This window comes from Limimaricola sp., assembly GCF_016125575.1.
Taxonomy (GTDB): Bacteria; Pseudomonadota; Alphaproteobacteria; order Rhodobacterales; family Rhodobacteraceae; genus WGLM01.
The window spans coordinates 665088-678973 of sequence record NZ_WGLM01000004.1; the positions used below are offsets into that span (position 1 = coordinate 665088).

Here is a 13886-nt window from a genome sequence, read left to right on the forward strand (position 1 = left end):
CGCTAAACCATCAGCAGCCGTGCCTCGCGCCGCTTGAGTGTCGGGCGTGCGGCGGCATAGTCGGCCACGCCTGCCGAGCTCGTCAGGCTGGGAAACAGCCGAAACAGCTCGTCGCGCTGCGGCGTATCAAGGCCGGAAAGACTGCGGTCGCCGGGCTGAAAGCTTTCGCTCCACGCGCCGTCGGCCATCACCACCTCGTGCTGGTCGAACATGATGTGAATGTAGATGACGCCCGCAGGCATCACCTCGGTCACGCCAGGCATCCCGACCATATGCAGCGCGCGAACCAGCACTTCGGGTTCGCCAAAGCACAACTCGGCCCGCGGTCCGGTCATCAGCATCCGGTGCTGGCGAGAGACCATCATGTCGCGGTCGGGCCAGCCGGACCCAAGGGCATCCTTGCGTATCAGGACCGGCCGCAGCGCCGGCGCGACGATCAATTCCGCCGCCTGTACCGCGCTTGACCCGATCCAGCGCACCGGCTGATAGCCGTTGTCGCGCGTCAGAACCCGGTCGCCCGGCCGCAGACGCTCCACCGGCAAGGGGCCCGCCGCGGTCACGATCAGGCTGCCGGGGGTAAAACAGGGCACGATGGCCTCGATGTTCTGGAAATCCAGCGAGCCGGTGACGTTGCCCGACTCATCGAGGAACTGCACCGTGCCGCTTTCATGGTCGGGCGTCGCGTAGATGATCTGGTAGGGCCCGTCGCCGCCCAGGTTCAGCACGTCGTGGTCGCCGGGGTTCTCGCCGCCGATCACCGTGTCGCCGGCCCCGGCATAGATCGTGTCGTTGCCCGCGCCACCGATCAGCGTGTCGCTGCCCGCGCCGCCGTAAAGGATGTCGTTGCCGTCGCCGCCCGAGATCGTGTCGTTCCCGTCGCCGCCGACAAGGATGTCGTTGCCGGTTCCACCGTCGAGCGAATCGTTGCCTGCTCCTCCGTCGACACTGTCATTGCCGGTGCCGCCGAAAAGCGTGTCGTCCCCGCCCAACCCCAGGATCGTGTCGTCGCCGCCGCCACCGTAGAAGATGTTGGTGTAGATGTCGGGGCCCGAGGTGCCCTGCTGGTTGAAGCCGATGAGCGTGTCATTGAAGGCAGAACCGATAACACCGTCGACACTGCCCAGCACATCGCCCTGCGCATCGCCGCCAGAAGCCGACCACGTGTTCAGGTCGATCGTGACCCCGGCGCTTGAGGTGCTGTAGTCGACGTAGTCCATGCCGGACCCGCCGTAGAGCGTGTCGGCCCCTGCGCCACCGGCCAGCGTGTCGTCGCCAGTGCCGCCATAGAGCGCATCGTTCCCGTCGCCGCCCGACATTACGTCGTTGCCAGCGTCGCCGGTCAGGATGTCGTTGCCGGCACCCCCGTCGATCGTGTCGTTTCCATCGCCGCTATAAAGCAGATCATTCCCGTCGCCGCCCGACAGGCTGTCATCGCCCGCGCCCGAGACCAGCGTGTCGTTCCCCGCCCCGCCGTCAAGCGTGTCGGTCCCGTTTCCGCTGTAGAGCGAGTCGTTTCCCGCCCCGCCCAGAAGCGTGTTGTCGCCGCTGGAGGCGACCAGCGTGTCATTGCCGTTGCCGCCGTCAAGCAGGTCGTTGCCGCCGCCGCCATAGAGCGAATCGTTCCCGTCGCCGCCTGTCAGGACGTTGCTCGAGGTATTGCCCTGCAGCATGTCGCTGTTGGTCGAACCGGTCAGGTTCTCGATGCCGCTGAGGGAATCGCCGCTGGCGTCGCCGGCCCAGCCGTAACCACTGGCCAGGCTGACCGCCACGCCACTATCCGAAGTGCTGTAGTCGGCCGTGTCTATCCCGGCGCCACCCGACAGGATGTCGGCGCCCGTGCCGCCTGCCAGCGTGTCGTTGCCCGTGCCGCCGTAAAGCTCGTCATTGCCTGCGCCGCCCGAAAGCGTGTCGTTACCAGCGTCGCCCGACATGATGTCGTTGCCCGCGCCACCGTCGAGGCTGTCATTCCCGTCGCCGCCAAACAGACTGTCGAGGCCATCACCGCCCGACAGAACGTCGTCGCCGGTGCCGCCGTAAAGCGTATCGTTGCCGGCTCCGCCCAGAAGGACATCGTTGCCGGCATCGCCGTAAAGCCTGTCGTTTCCGCTACCGCCATCAAGCGTGTTGTCGCCGGCGCTGCCGGTCAGCACGTCGTTTCTGCGCGACCCGATGACATTCTCGAAGCCGTCGATCGTATCGCCCTGCGCATCACCGCCCGACGCGCTGTTGGTGCCAAGGTCGACGTTGACGCCCTGATTGGACGCGCTGTAATCCAGCGTGTCGTTACCGGCGCCACCATAAAGGGAATCGGCCGACCGCGTGCCGGTGATCGTGTCGTCACCGTTGCCACCATAGATGACGACGTTGCCGCTGTTGCCGGGTTTGCCGCTCAGGACGTCGTTGCCATCTCCACCATAGATGAATTCGTCGCCCTGCGACGCGGTGATCGTGTCGTTTCCGGATGTTCCGAAGACTGAATTGCTGACGGTCCCGTTGCCGTTGCCGCCACCATTGCCTTTGCCGCCTGCCGCCATGCCCTTGCCGCCACCTGCGCCCTTGCCGCCACCTGCGCCCTTACCGCCACCGGCACCTTTTCCGGGTCGTCGCGCCACAAAACTGCCTCCTTCTCGTCGTCCGATCTTGTCGCCGGAGCGTCGTTCAGGGCGGAAATTAGGCAGAAAATGTGGTCGCAATAAGGCGATTGTTTCGATTTTCCGAACGGTTGAGGCGCGGGCAGAACCGATTGACGCCGGAGATGAATACGTGGTGTATACATCGTGTATTCACAGTTGGGGGTGATGATGCCGGACACCAAGAAGCAACGCTGCCTGAATGACCTGCGCCGGCGCATCCTGATGCTGGATATTGCGCCGGGTTCGGACCTTGACGAGGTGACGTTGTCGAAAGACTACGGCTTGTCGCGCACGCCGCTGCGCGAGGTACTGCAGCGTCTGGCGGGCGAGGGGTTTCTTGTCCTCGAAGTGAACCGTGGCGCCAAGGTGGCCTCGATGGATATCGACACCATGCGCACCTTCTTCCAGACCGCGCCGTTGATCTATGCCAGTATCGGCCAGCTTGCCGCGCAAAACCGCACGACCCGGCAGCTTGACGCGCTCAAGGACGTGCAGACCGCCTTTGCCGTCGCGGCGCGCGAGGGCGATGCGGAGCGGGCCGCGATGCTGAACCACTCGTTTCACCGTCAGATCGGCGAAATGGCCCGCAACCCCTACCTGATGGCCAGCCTTGGACGGCTGTTGATCGACCATACCCGCCTCAGCCAGACCTTCTATCGGCCCGGTTCGCCTATCGACTCGCTGCGCGTGGCGATGGCGGTTGATCAGCACGAGGCGATGATTTCCGCGCTGGAGTCGTGCGAGCCGTCACTGATGACCGAACTGACACTGCGCCACTGGGACCTGTCGCGCGACCGGATGGAGGATTACGTCCGGCCCGATCCGCTGCCCGTCGACGTGGTGGCGTTCAAGGCGAAGCGCAATGCGTTCTGACGCAAACCGGACGTCGCCACCGACACGCTGGAGCACGTCCTGTGGGCCGGCGCGGAGCTTTAGAAGTTCACCGTGACACCGGGCAGGTTCAGCGCCTTGATCAAGTCACGCAATTCCTGCCTCGCCGCCACGTTGGAGATGTTGAGTTGCGCCACCCCGATGTCGCGCAGGTCCAGCAGGGTCAGCCCGCGCGGGAACAGTTCGCGGAAGATAACCCTCTCGTTGAAGCCGGGCGCGACGCGGAAACCGATCCGGCGCGACAACCGGTTCAGCGCCGATTCCATCTTCTGTTTGTTGACCATGTTCTGCGCTCCCAGCCGGTTGCGCACGACCACCCAGTCGATCGGCTGCAGACCCGCCTGCGCCCGCAACTGCCGCGCGTTCCAGACCATTTCGGCGTAGACGGAAGGCCCGAGAATCTTTTCGCCATCCGTGTCGATATGCGCCAGCAGGTCGAAATCGATGAAACTGTCATTGAGCGGCGAGATCAGCGTATCGGCTAGCGAATGAGCGACCTGGCTCAGCCGGGTATGCGATCCGGGGCAGTCGATCAGGATGAAATCGCTCTCGCTTTCAAGCCCCGCGACGGCGGCGCTAAGCCGATGATCATAGACGTTCTCGCCGGGCTGCAGGGCGGCACTGTCGATCTCGGGCAGGTCCAGATATGTTGGCGAGGGCAGATCCAGACCCTCGGCCGCCATGAAATTCGTGCGGTTGGACATGTAACGCGCCAGCGTCTTCTGTCTCAGATCAAGGTCCAGAACGCCCACAGACTTGCCGATGCGCGCCAACGCGGTGGCCACGTGCATCGAGACGGTCGACTTGCCCGCGCCGCCCTTTTCGTTCCCCACCACGATGATATGCGCCACGACGTGTCCCCGGCCTGTTTCGTGTCTGTTTCTTTGTCGGCACCTTATGTTGTGGCGCTGCCAAGGAAAAGCACAAGCGTCGTGTGGCCCCCCATTTCCACGTCCTGCTTGACATATGCGCCACGCAGGGCCATGTGCCGTGTCAGACCGGCGTATCCTGCCGCGTGAGCAGTTCTGGCGTATCGACGCCGCGAGGCGCAGGTCTGAGACACAGGTTCCCACATCACGCAGGGGTCCAGCGTTCTGACGGCACACGGGGCATGGGCCCGGTGGTCAGGGCAGGGCGCAACCCTTTGCTGCCGCCGTTGCGGGACATTCCGCACGCGTGGCGACTTGCCTTGGCCGATCCCGGTCCGGGCAGAACCCATATCCGGGCCGCGCTCCGCGCCGCCCGCCAGACAGGACGACAAATGGATTTTGATATGCTAGGGCTTCAGCCCCGCCTTGTGGCAAAACTCGCCGAACAGGGCATTACCGCGCCCACCCCGATTCAGACGCAGGCGATTCCGCACGCGATGAACGGGCGCGACGTTATGGGCTTGGCCCAGACCGGCTCGGGCAAAACGGCGGCCTTCGGCCTGCCGATGGTCGATGCGTTGATGAAGGCGGGCGTGCGGCCCAACCCGAAATGCGCAAATGCGCTGGTTCTTGCGCCGACGCGCGAACTGGCCAAACAGATTGCCGACAACCTGACGGCCTATACCGGCGGCAGCCACCTGAAGGTGGCGCTGGTGGTGGGCGGTGCGGGCATCGTCGGGCAGATGAAGCGGCTGGAAAAGGGTGTCGACCTGCTGGTCGCCACGCCGGGCCGTTTGATCGATCTGCTGGACCGCCGCGCCGTGCGGTTGAACGAGACGCGGTTCCTTGTCCTCGACGAGGCCGACCAGATGCTTGACATGGGCTTTATCCATGCGCTCCGCCGGATTGCGCCGCTGTTGCCGGCAAACCGCCAGACGATGCTGTTCTCGGCCACCATGCCCAAACAGATGGCCGAACTGGCCGAGGCCTATCTGACCGACGCCATCCGGGTGCAGGTCAACGCTCCGGGCAAACCGGTGGAGGCGATCAGCCAGTCGGTTCATTTCGTGGCGCAGGCTGCGAAATTCGACCTGCTGGTCGACCTGCTGGATGCGCATCGAGATGAATTGGCGCTGGTTTTTGGCCGCACCAAGCACGGGATGGAAAAGCTGTCCAAGCAACTTGCCGCCAAGGGATTTGCCGTTGTCGCCATCCACGGCAACAAGAGCCAGGGTCAGCGAGACCGGGCAATCGCCGATTTCAAGGCGGGCCGGGTCCGGGTTCTGGTGGCCACGGACGTGGCCGCGCGTGGCCTCGATATTCCCGACGTGCGGCATGTCTACAACTACGAACTGCCCAACGTGCCCGAGAACTACGTTCACCGCATCGGCCGCACCGCGCGCGCCGGGGCCGATGGCGCGGCCATTGCCTTTTGCGCGCCGGACGAGATGCAGGACCTGCGCGACATCCAGAAGGCGATGAAGGCCGACATCCCCGTCGCCTCGGGCCGTCCTTGGGAAGGCGAGGGCACTGACAAGAAACGTCCCAACGGCGGCAACGGCGGTGGCCGGCGGCGTTTCGGTGGTGGTCAGGGCGGTGGAAAGCCTGCCGCGTCGGCCAAGCCCGCAGGTCAGCGGCGCCGTTCTGGCGGTGGCAATCGCGCCCGCAGCAACGGCCGCGCGGCCTGATCGAAACGGCTCCGGGCGTCAGTCCTTGCCGGCGCCCGGCGACCTTGCCGTGCCTCGTGGCATCCGGGTGAGCGCCAGCAGCGTCAGTCCGGCCAGAACCGCCCCGGCGAGGAATGTCGCGCCGGGGCCCGCGGCCTGCCACAACCCGCCAGCGCCCACGCTTGCCAGCAGCAACGCGACCCCGGTCGCGAGGTTGAACATCCCAAAGGCCGTTCCGCGCAATTCGGCCGGGGCGGTTTCGGCCACCAACGCGGCCAGAAGGCCCTGGCTGAGGCCGAGGTGCAGCCCCCAGAGTGCCACGCCCGCCCAAAGCGCCATCATCCCGTCGGCCGCGGCCAGCACCACGTCGGCCAGCCCCAGCGCGATGACAGCTGCTGACAACAATCCACGTTTGCCCACCCGGTCTGACAGCACGCCGGCCGGATAGGCCGCAAGTGAATAGACGATGTTCAGCACCACCAGCACCATCGGCACCAGCATCAGTTCCACCCCCAGCGACTGGGCCTTGAGAACAAGGAATGCTTCGGAAAACCGGGCGAGAGTGAAAAGGCAGGCCAGCCCGACAATGCCCCAATACGCCCGCCCCAGCCGCCGCAATTCGGCGCGCGCCAGCGGCGTGCGGACCCGGCGCAGACCAGCCGGGCGCGCCGGTTCGCGCACAACGAGGGCGATCACGAGGAAGGACAGCACCGCCGGCAGCACCGCCACCCAGAACACCGCGCGGAAGTTGTCGGCGGTGGCCCACATCAGCGCAATCGCCAGCATCGGGCCCAGAAAGGCCCCCGTCGTATCGAGCGATTGACGCAGGCCGAAGGCGGCGCCGCGCGCGCCCTCCGGGGCCATGTCCGCGATCATCGCGTCGCGCGGTGCGCCGCGCAGGCCCTTGCCCACCCTGTCGATGAACCGCGCCGCCACCAGCCAGCCCACCGTGGGCGCCAGCGGAAAGACCGGCTTGGTCACCGCCGCAAGGCCATAGCCCAGTGCGGCCAACACTTTGCGCCGGCCCAGCCAGTCGCTCAGCGCGCCCGAGAACACCTTGGTCACGTTGGCCGTGGCCTCGGCGATGCCCTCGATCAGGCCGACCGTCAACGCCGTGCTGCCCAGCCCCACCACGAGGTAGACCGGCAGCAGGGCATGGATCATCTCTGACGAGACATCCATCAGGAGCGAGACCATGCCCAGCGCCCAGATGCCGCGCGGGATGCCCCGCCAGCCGCCTGTCGAGCCGTCCATCGCGCCTAGCCCCGCAGCGGGTAGCGGTCGGGTTCCTCGAACACGTCGATCGCCTGCGTGCCCTTGGTCAGCCTGACGGCATGGGGCATGCCCGACGGGATCTCGTAATCCTCGCCGGGCCGATAGGTGCGGGTCCGGCCCGCCATCGTGATGGTGACGGTGCCGGCAATCACCGTGCCCCATTGGCCCTTGTGGCTGTGTTCGGGCAGGTCGATGTCCTGGTGGAAGGTGAAGAACACCGCCAGCCCGCTGTCAGACCGGATGGCGCGCGCCGTCACGACGGCGTCGTCAAGTGGCAGGTCCAGCAACGGGAAGGCATCGAAATAGGCGGGAAAGGGCATGGTCCGGCTCCGGTCTTTGCCCTGACCATGCCAGCCGGCGCGCGCGCTGTCGCGCCAAATCGCGGGGGGCGTTCAGCGTTCCAGCGCGCTGATCATGTCGACGCGGGTTGCATGGCGGCCCCCCTCGAAGCTGGCATCGAGGAAGGCATCGACGATCTCCAGCGCCAGCCCCTCGCCCACCACGCGCGCGCCCAGGGCCAGCATGTTGGCGTCGTTGTGCTGGCGGATCATCCGGGCCGAGAAGGTGTCGGAGCAAACCCCGCAGCGGATGCCGCGCACCTTGTTGGCCGCCATCATGATCCCCTGCCCGGTGCCGCAGAGCACGATGCCCAGCCGGCAATCGCCCGAGGCGACCAGCCGCGCGGCCGCCGCGCCATGGGTGGGGTAATGCGTGCTTTCGGGTGTCGTCGGGCCGATATCGACCACGTCCCAGCCCTGCGCTGACATGTGCTCGGCAATGGCGCGGCGCAGCGGGATCGCCGCGTGATCGCTGGACAGGGCAATGCGTTTGTCGGCCGACATGGAAAATCTCCTGTTCCTGATGCGTGCCCATCTCGGGCTTTGCCGGTGCTCATGCCAGCCCCGCTGGGGCAAGCGCAAGCGGGCATCGCGCAGCCAGAACAAAAAACGCCGCCCCGAAGGGCGGCGTTTTGCATTCGACGCGGATGGCGTGGCTCAGAAGCCGAGGCCCGCGTACTTGTTCTTGAACTTCGACACGCGACCGCCGGTATCCATCAGGCGGGTGCCGCCGCCGGTCCAGGCCGGGTGCACCGACGGGTCGATGTCCAGCGACATTTGGTCGCCTTCCTTGCCCCAGGTCGATTTCATCTGCACCACGGTGCCATCGACCAACTTGACGTCGATGATGTGGTAGTCGGGGTGAATGTCCTTTTTCATCGCCGGTCTCCTTACGCGCTCGCGCCGCCAAGCGGCTTGTAGTTGGTGACCTCGGCGATGCGGGCGGATTTGCCGCGACGCGACCGGAGGTAGTAGAGTTTCGCACGGCGCACCTTGCCGCGACGCACCACGGTGATGCTGTCGATATTGGTCGAATAGAGGGGGAACACACGCTCGACCCCTTCGCCGAACGACACCTTGCGCACCGTGAACGAGGCAGCGATGCCAGCGCCGTGCTTGCGGCTGATGCAGACGCCTTCGTAGTTCTGGACGCGGGTCCGGGTGCCCTCGGTCACCTTGTAGCCGACGCGGATGGTGTCGCCGGCCTTGAAATCGGGAATCTCTTTCCCGAGCGAGGCGATTTGCTCGGCCTCGAGTTGTGCGATCAGGTCCATCTGACGCTCCTTCATGTTGCTGGCGGTTGTTCCGCCGCGTGATGCGCCTCAGAGCTCTCGGTCTTCATCCGGGTCCGCCGTGGCGCCCGCCAGAGATAAGGTCGGCTTGTCTGTTGCTACCTGTCCGTCCGTGCCGAATGTCCGCCGAAGAAGGCAGGGCAAAACGAAAAGGGTCCGGTGGAATCGAATGATCCCCGGACGGGCGGGGTATAGGGGGAGAGTTGTCCGCGATCAAGCGGGAAAACGGTGGCTTGCGCGGCGTCTAATCCTGACGCGCCAGCCACCTTTCCCAGAGGTCCGGGCGCCTTGCGCGCGTCAGCGCTTTGGCCTGTTCATGTCGCCATTGCGCAATTCTGGCGTGATGGCCGGATTGCAGCACCTCGGGGATCTCGCGGCCCTCCCAGATGGCCGGGCGGGTAAAGTGCGGATGTTCCAGCAGGCCCGCCGAATGGCTTTCGTCAACCGCGCTTTGCTCGTTGCCCAGCACACCGGGGCGCAGCCGCACGGCCGCGTCGATCATTGCCTGCGCGGCGATCTCGCCCCCCGTCATGACGAAATCGCCAAGGCTGACCTCCTCGATCCCGAAATGGTCCAGCACGCGTTGATCGACGCCCTCGAACCTTCCGCAAAGCAGTGTCACGCCATCAGCGCGCGCCCAGTTGCGCGCCATCTCCTGATCAAAGCGGCGGCCACGGGGCGAAAGGTAAACAAGGGGCATGATGCCGTCGGCTTGCGCGCGGGCGCTTGCAATGGCGCGCGCCACCACGTCGGCACGAAGCACCATCCCTGCGCCGCCCCCGGCCGGCGTGTCGTCGACGTTGCGGTGCCGCCCTTCGCCGAACTCGCGCAGATCGAAGGTTTGCAATTGCCACAGGCCCTCGGCCAGCGCCTTGCCCGTCAGGCTTTCGCCCAGAACGCCGGGAAACGCAGTCGGAAAGAGGGTGATGACCTGCGCCAGCCAGGCACCGGCAAGGTCGGGCGTCTGGGTCATCAATTCGCGCGGCTTCACGCTGGCGCGGATTGTCTTGCGCCCCAGCGCCCGGCCCGGCCCCTGCGCTGTGTCGCTCCCTTGGGTATCGTCGGTCATGGGGTACCTTTCCTGTGCGGCTTGACAGGGCGCCAGCCGCCAAGGCCCGCGGCCTCGGCCAGATCGCGTTTGGCTTTCGCCAGCGCGCTGTCGGGCATGGCGCGACGGTTCAGGGCCAGGAATTGTGACCAGAGCGCCTTGTCGGGGCCGCGGTTGCCATGACCGACTGCGCGCAGGCTGGCGCGTAGTGGTGCCGACAACGCCAGCCCTTCGATCAGCGCGCCGCCCGGCCCAAGCGGATGCCTGATGGCGTCTTCAAGCGGCAGGGTCAGCACTTGCGCGGCAGGAGCCGTTTCGGCAACGGCTTCCGCGATGGCCACGGCAGCGGCGATCAGATCGGCGGCCCCCTGCATCCGCGTGGCGAAATCGGACCAGTCCAGCGTCAGCCGTTGGCCAAGGAGGTGATGCCGATAGGCGCTGTAAAGCCAACCCTCTGCATCACGCGTCGTCAGCACCACCGACAATTCCGCATGCGGAAAACGTGCGGCCAGCCAGCCCGCGATGAAGCCTATGGTTTCAGGGGCGGCCGAGTAATCGGCCACGCCGGGCCAGCCGGGCAGGTGGCCCGACAGCCCTTCGCAGCTTAGCACAAGATGCCGCCCCGCGCCGGGGGGATGTTCGGCCAACACGGTGTCGAGTGCCGGGGCAAGATCGGCCAGCAGGAGCGGATTGCGCTGGCGCGCATAGCCCATGCACAGCTTGGCGACCGGTTGCAGGTGACGCAACAGCAGTACATCTGCCTCGGGTGCCAACCGCTCGCGGTTGGCCCAGAGAAAATGCTGCATCGAGCTGGTGCCGGTCTTGTGGAACCCGGCGTGGAGCAGAATCTGCCGCCGCTCAGTCATCGCCGAACAGGCCCAGCGGCGGGTCGGCCACGATGCGGCCCGCGGCAAGGTCCACGGTGGGCACGGCGGCGTCAGTGAAGGGCAACAGTACCGTGTCGGAGGCGCCGGGCGGCAAGACTTCCAGAATGTCGCCCGCGCCGTGGTTCAGCACGGCCTTGACCCGGCCCAGACTGGCGCCGCCGGTATCGACCACCTCCAGCCCGATGAGGTCGGCATGGTAATACTCGTCATCGGGAAGCGCGGGCAGGCGGGCGCGATCGGCATAAAGCGCCAGACCTTTCAGCGCGTCGGCGTCTTCCTTGGTCAGGATGCCGTCGATCCGCGCGACAAGGCTGCCCGCAGTTTGCCCGGTCAGCACGATCTGCCGAAAGATGCGGCCGTCCTCGGTGCTAAGCGGCACGTAGTCGGCAATCGCCTCCGGGTCGGCGCAGAAGGATTTCAGGCGCACCTCGCCAAGCACCCCGAAGGCGCCGGCGAGGCTTCCCACGACAATCCTGTCGCTCATCTCTCAGCCCTCGCGGGGCCGCAGGTGCGCGCACCCCGGCCCCTTGGCCCCGTCACTCGGACGCGGCCTCTTCGGCGGGCGCCGCGGCCTTGGCGGCCTTCGCGGCAGCGCGTTCCTGCGCGGCCTTGCCGGGTTCGCCCTTCTTGAGGTTGGCGCGGGTCTTCTTGGGCATCGCGCCAGCGGCTTCGAGCATGCGGCTCACCCGGTCGGTGGGCTGCGCGCCAAGGTTCAGCCAGTGCTGAACGCGCTCGATGTTCATCTTCACGCGGTCTTCGCTGTCCTTGGGCAGCATGGGCGAATAGGTGCCCAGCTTCTCGATAAAGCGGCCGTCACGCGGCATGCGGCTATCGGTGGCGACAATGGCGTAGTGCGGGCGCTTCTTGGAACCGCCGCGGGCGAGCCGGATCTTCATGGCCATTTGGTGTTCTCCTTATGAATGGCTTTGTGCTGAGGCAATGCGCCTCAGGATTGGTGTTTCTCGTGGTGCTTGATGACTTCCTGAATGATGAAGTTCAGGAATTTCTTGGCGAAGGCAGGGTCGAGATCGGCCTGTTTCGCAAGATCGGTAAGCCTTGCGATCTGGGCCTCTTCGCGGACCGGATCGGAGGGCGGCAGGGCGTGCTCGGCCTTCAGCCGGCCCACTTCCTGGGTATGCTTAAATCGCTCGGCCAGCGTGAAGACAAGGATCGCGTCCAGCCGGTCGATGCTTTCGCGGTGGCCGCGCAGAAGCCCCGCGGCGCGAGATGTGGCGTCGTCGTTCATCAGCCGAAATCCGGTATCTCGGGGCGGGGGTAACGATAGCACAGGGTGCCGTCGTGATCGCCCTTGGGGTCATGGAAGGCGCCCAGCCGTTCGGCAAGGCGGATCGCGCGGTCATTGCCGGGCTCGATATAGCTGACAAGGCTATCCCAGCTGAGCGCGTTGTAGGCATTGTTGCGGGCCGATGTCGCGGCCTCGAAGGCCAGGCCCCGGCCCTCGGCCTCGGCAGTGAAGAAGAAGCTGAGTTCGGGTTCCGGATCACCGGTCTCGTGGCCCAGCAGGACAAAGCCCAGCACCTGCTTGTCGTGCTGGTCCTCGACCGTCCAGAGGCCCGCGCCGCGCAATATCCAGCTGGCCGTCAGTTGCAGGAAATCGTCCCACGCGCCTTCGCGGGTGCGCTGGGCACTGACGAAACGTCCACGGTCCGAGGTCACGATATCGGCGTAGATGTCGAAATCCTCGATGTAGGGGCCGCGCATGACGGTGCGCTGCGTTGCGATGCGCGGCAGCGACTGGCCGATGCGTTCAACCGCGACGGCGGCCTGACCCTTGGGGCGGGCTTCCCAGGGAAGAATGCTCATGCGGCGGCCCTCGGTCTGGGGTGGCGGTAAACCAGCACCGGCGCGTCCGGTTTTGGCTGCGGCGCGGCCGGGTCCAGCGTGGCGCCCAGTTTCTCGGCCAGCCGGATCGAGCGGGCGTTGTCCGGTGCGATGTAGCTGACGATCGTGGTCCAGCCCAGCACGTCCCAGGCATGGGTCAGGGCCGCGCGCGCCGCCTCGGTGGCAATGCCGGTGCCTTCGATCTTGTCGTCCCAGATCATCCAGCCGATCTCGGTCTCGGGCCAGTCGGCGGGGGTCCAGGGGCCGACAAGGCCCACGGCCGTATCGGTGGCATCACCACGCAGGGTCACGGCCCACATGCCGTAGCCGAAGATCTCCCAATGGCCCAGTTCACCGGCAAAGCCGCGCCAGGACGCGCCCAGCGACCGCGGGCCGCCGACGCCGGCCGACCGTTCGGACTGGAAAAAGCCGTTCCACGCCGGCCAGTCGCGCGGCGCGGGCCGGCGCAGGACGAGGCGCGGTGTTTGCAGCGTCACTGTCATTCGCTGGCCCCCGGTCCGGGGTGACGCCAGATGGTCACGGTGCCGCCGTGATCGTAGGTATGCACGCCGTCGGGCCGTGCGCCCAGCCGTTGCGCCAGCCGGATCGAGCGGGTGTTCTCGGCGTCGATCAGGCTGATCAGCGTGGTCAGGCCAAGGTTGGCATAGGCCCAGTCGCGCGCGGCGCGCGCCGCTTCCGCGGCATAGCCCTTGCCCTCGAACCCTTCGTAGATGACCCAGCTCAGCTCGGGCTCGACTAGTCCTTCGGGGTGCCACAGGCCGACACGGCCCGCGGGCTTGCCGGTGGCGCGGTCGGTCAGCCACCAATTGCCGTAGCCGCGCAATTGCCACTGGCCGACATGGATCGCCACGCTGCGCCAGGCATCGGCACGGCCCGATGGCCCGCCGAGGAAGCGCGAACGGTCGGTCGCGCAGAAATCCATGAACGCCTCGGCATCGGCCGGGGTGCAGGGGCCCATGACAAGGTGCGCCGTCTCGATCACCGGCGGCATCGTCAGGCCCTGCGCGCGCGGGTTCGTCCGGGCCGCCGCGCGCCGCCGCTTCACGCCACGCTGGACGATGGCCGGGCTGGCCGTGGGGCGCACGGGGTAGGGCAGAACCTTGGGAGACACGGGCTTGGCCAT

The 13886-nt window shown here is 66.4% G+C and carries 17 protein-coding genes; 2 read left to right on the forward strand and 15 right to left on the reverse strand.

Annotated elements, in window-relative coordinates; genetic code table 11:
- Nucleotides 1-2 precede the first annotated feature (2 nt).
- Nucleotides 3-2612, reverse strand: coding sequence for a Hint domain-containing protein (locus GC146_RS10210; RefSeq protein WP_291837721.1), 2610 nt, complete (start codon nucleotides 2610-2612; stop codon nucleotides 3-5).
- 165 nt (nucleotides 2613-2777) lie between these two features.
- Between GC146_RS10210 and GC146_RS10215 the strand changes: the two genes are divergently transcribed.
- Complete coding sequence (locus tag GC146_RS10215; RefSeq protein ID WP_291837724.1) at nucleotides 2778-3506, forward strand: GntR family transcriptional regulator; 729 nt, start codon at nucleotides 2778-2780, stop codon at nucleotides 3504-3506.
- Nucleotides 3507-3565: 59 nt separating this feature from the next.
- Here GC146_RS10215 and GC146_RS10220 read toward each other — a convergent pair whose 3' ends face one another.
- A complete protein-coding gene (locus tag GC146_RS10220; RefSeq protein ID WP_291837727.1) occupies nucleotides 3566-4375 on the reverse strand; it encodes a division plane positioning ATPase MipZ in 810 nt (269 codons plus the stop codon).
- Between the two features lie 410 nt (nucleotides 4376-4785).
- Between GC146_RS10220 and GC146_RS10225 the strand changes: the two genes are divergently transcribed.
- A complete protein-coding gene (locus GC146_RS10225; protein ID WP_291837730.1) occupies nucleotides 4786-6081 on the forward strand; it encodes a DEAD/DEAH box helicase in 1296 nt (431 codons plus the stop codon).
- An 18-nt stretch (nucleotides 6082-6099) separates the two neighbouring features.
- On the opposite strand, the gene GC146_RS10230 is transcribed toward GC146_RS10225, so the two are convergent.
- The 13 genes from GC146_RS10230 to GC146_RS10290 form a co-directional block, all read right to left on the reverse strand.
- On the reverse strand, nucleotides 6100-7314 hold the full coding sequence (locus GC146_RS10230) for an MFS transporter (protein ID WP_291837733.1): 1215 nt from the start codon (nucleotides 7312-7314) through the stop codon (nucleotides 6100-6102).
- A gap of 5 nt (nucleotides 7315-7319) precedes the next feature.
- Nucleotides 7320-7655, reverse strand: coding sequence for a cupin domain-containing protein (locus tag GC146_RS10235; protein ID WP_291837736.1), 336 nt, complete (start codon nucleotides 7653-7655; stop codon nucleotides 7320-7322).
- A 72-nt stretch (nucleotides 7656-7727) separates the two neighbouring features.
- On the reverse strand, nucleotides 7728-8177 hold the full coding sequence (gene rpiB / locus GC146_RS10240; protein WP_291837739.1) for a ribose 5-phosphate isomerase B: 450 nt from the start codon (nucleotides 8175-8177) through the stop codon (nucleotides 7728-7730).
- 153 nt (nucleotides 8178-8330) lie between these two features.
- A complete protein-coding gene (gene rpmE, locus GC146_RS10245) occupies nucleotides 8331-8552 on the reverse strand; it encodes a 50S ribosomal protein L31 (RefSeq protein ID WP_291837742.1) in 222 nt (73 codons plus the stop codon).
- Between the two features lie 11 nt (nucleotides 8553-8563).
- Complete coding sequence (gene rplS, locus GC146_RS10250; RefSeq protein WP_291837745.1) at nucleotides 8564-8947, reverse strand: 50S ribosomal protein L19; 384 nt, start codon at nucleotides 8945-8947, stop codon at nucleotides 8564-8566.
- A gap of 262 nt (nucleotides 8948-9209) precedes the next feature.
- Nucleotides 9210-10034, reverse strand: a complete 825-nt coding sequence (gene trmD, locus GC146_RS10255) for a tRNA (guanosine(37)-N1)-methyltransferase TrmD (RefSeq protein WP_291837747.1) — start codon at nucleotides 10032-10034, stop codon at nucleotides 9210-9212.
- Nucleotides 10031-10879 (reverse strand): hypothetical protein, encoded by an 849-nt coding sequence (locus GC146_RS10260; protein ID WP_291837752.1) that lies wholly within the window; start codon nucleotides 10877-10879, stop codon nucleotides 10031-10033. Before GC146_RS10260 ends, trmD begins: the two co-directional genes overlap by 4 nt.
- Entirely contained in the window at nucleotides 10872-11384 is a 513-nt protein-coding gene (rimM, locus tag GC146_RS10265) for a ribosome maturation factor RimM (protein ID WP_291837755.1), read from the reverse strand. Before rimM ends, GC146_RS10260 begins: the two co-directional genes overlap by 8 nt.
- Nucleotides 11385-11436: 52 nt before the next feature.
- Nucleotides 11437-11802, reverse strand: a complete 366-nt coding sequence (gene rpsP, locus GC146_RS10270) for a 30S ribosomal protein S16 (protein ID WP_291837758.1) — start codon at nucleotides 11800-11802, stop codon at nucleotides 11437-11439.
- 44 nt (nucleotides 11803-11846) lie between these two features.
- On the reverse strand, nucleotides 11847-12146 hold the full coding sequence (locus tag GC146_RS10275) for a chorismate mutase (protein ID WP_291837762.1): 300 nt from the start codon (nucleotides 12144-12146) through the stop codon (nucleotides 11847-11849).
- Nucleotides 12146-12724 (reverse strand): GNAT family N-acetyltransferase, encoded by a 579-nt coding sequence (locus GC146_RS10280; RefSeq protein ID WP_291837764.1) that lies wholly within the window; start codon nucleotides 12722-12724, stop codon nucleotides 12146-12148. The genes GC146_RS10275 and GC146_RS10280 overlap by 1 nt, the downstream gene beginning before the upstream one ends.
- A complete protein-coding gene (locus tag GC146_RS10285) occupies nucleotides 12721-13245 on the reverse strand; it encodes a GNAT family N-acetyltransferase (RefSeq protein ID WP_291837767.1) in 525 nt (174 codons plus the stop codon). The genes GC146_RS10280 and GC146_RS10285 overlap by 4 nt, the downstream gene beginning before the upstream one ends.
- Nucleotides 13242-13886 carry a GNAT family N-acetyltransferase gene (locus GC146_RS10290; RefSeq protein WP_291837769.1) on the reverse strand — a complete coding sequence of 215 codons (645 nt, stop codon included), beginning with the start codon at nucleotides 13884-13886 and terminating at the stop codon, nucleotides 13242-13244. Before GC146_RS10290 ends, GC146_RS10285 begins: the two co-directional genes overlap by 4 nt.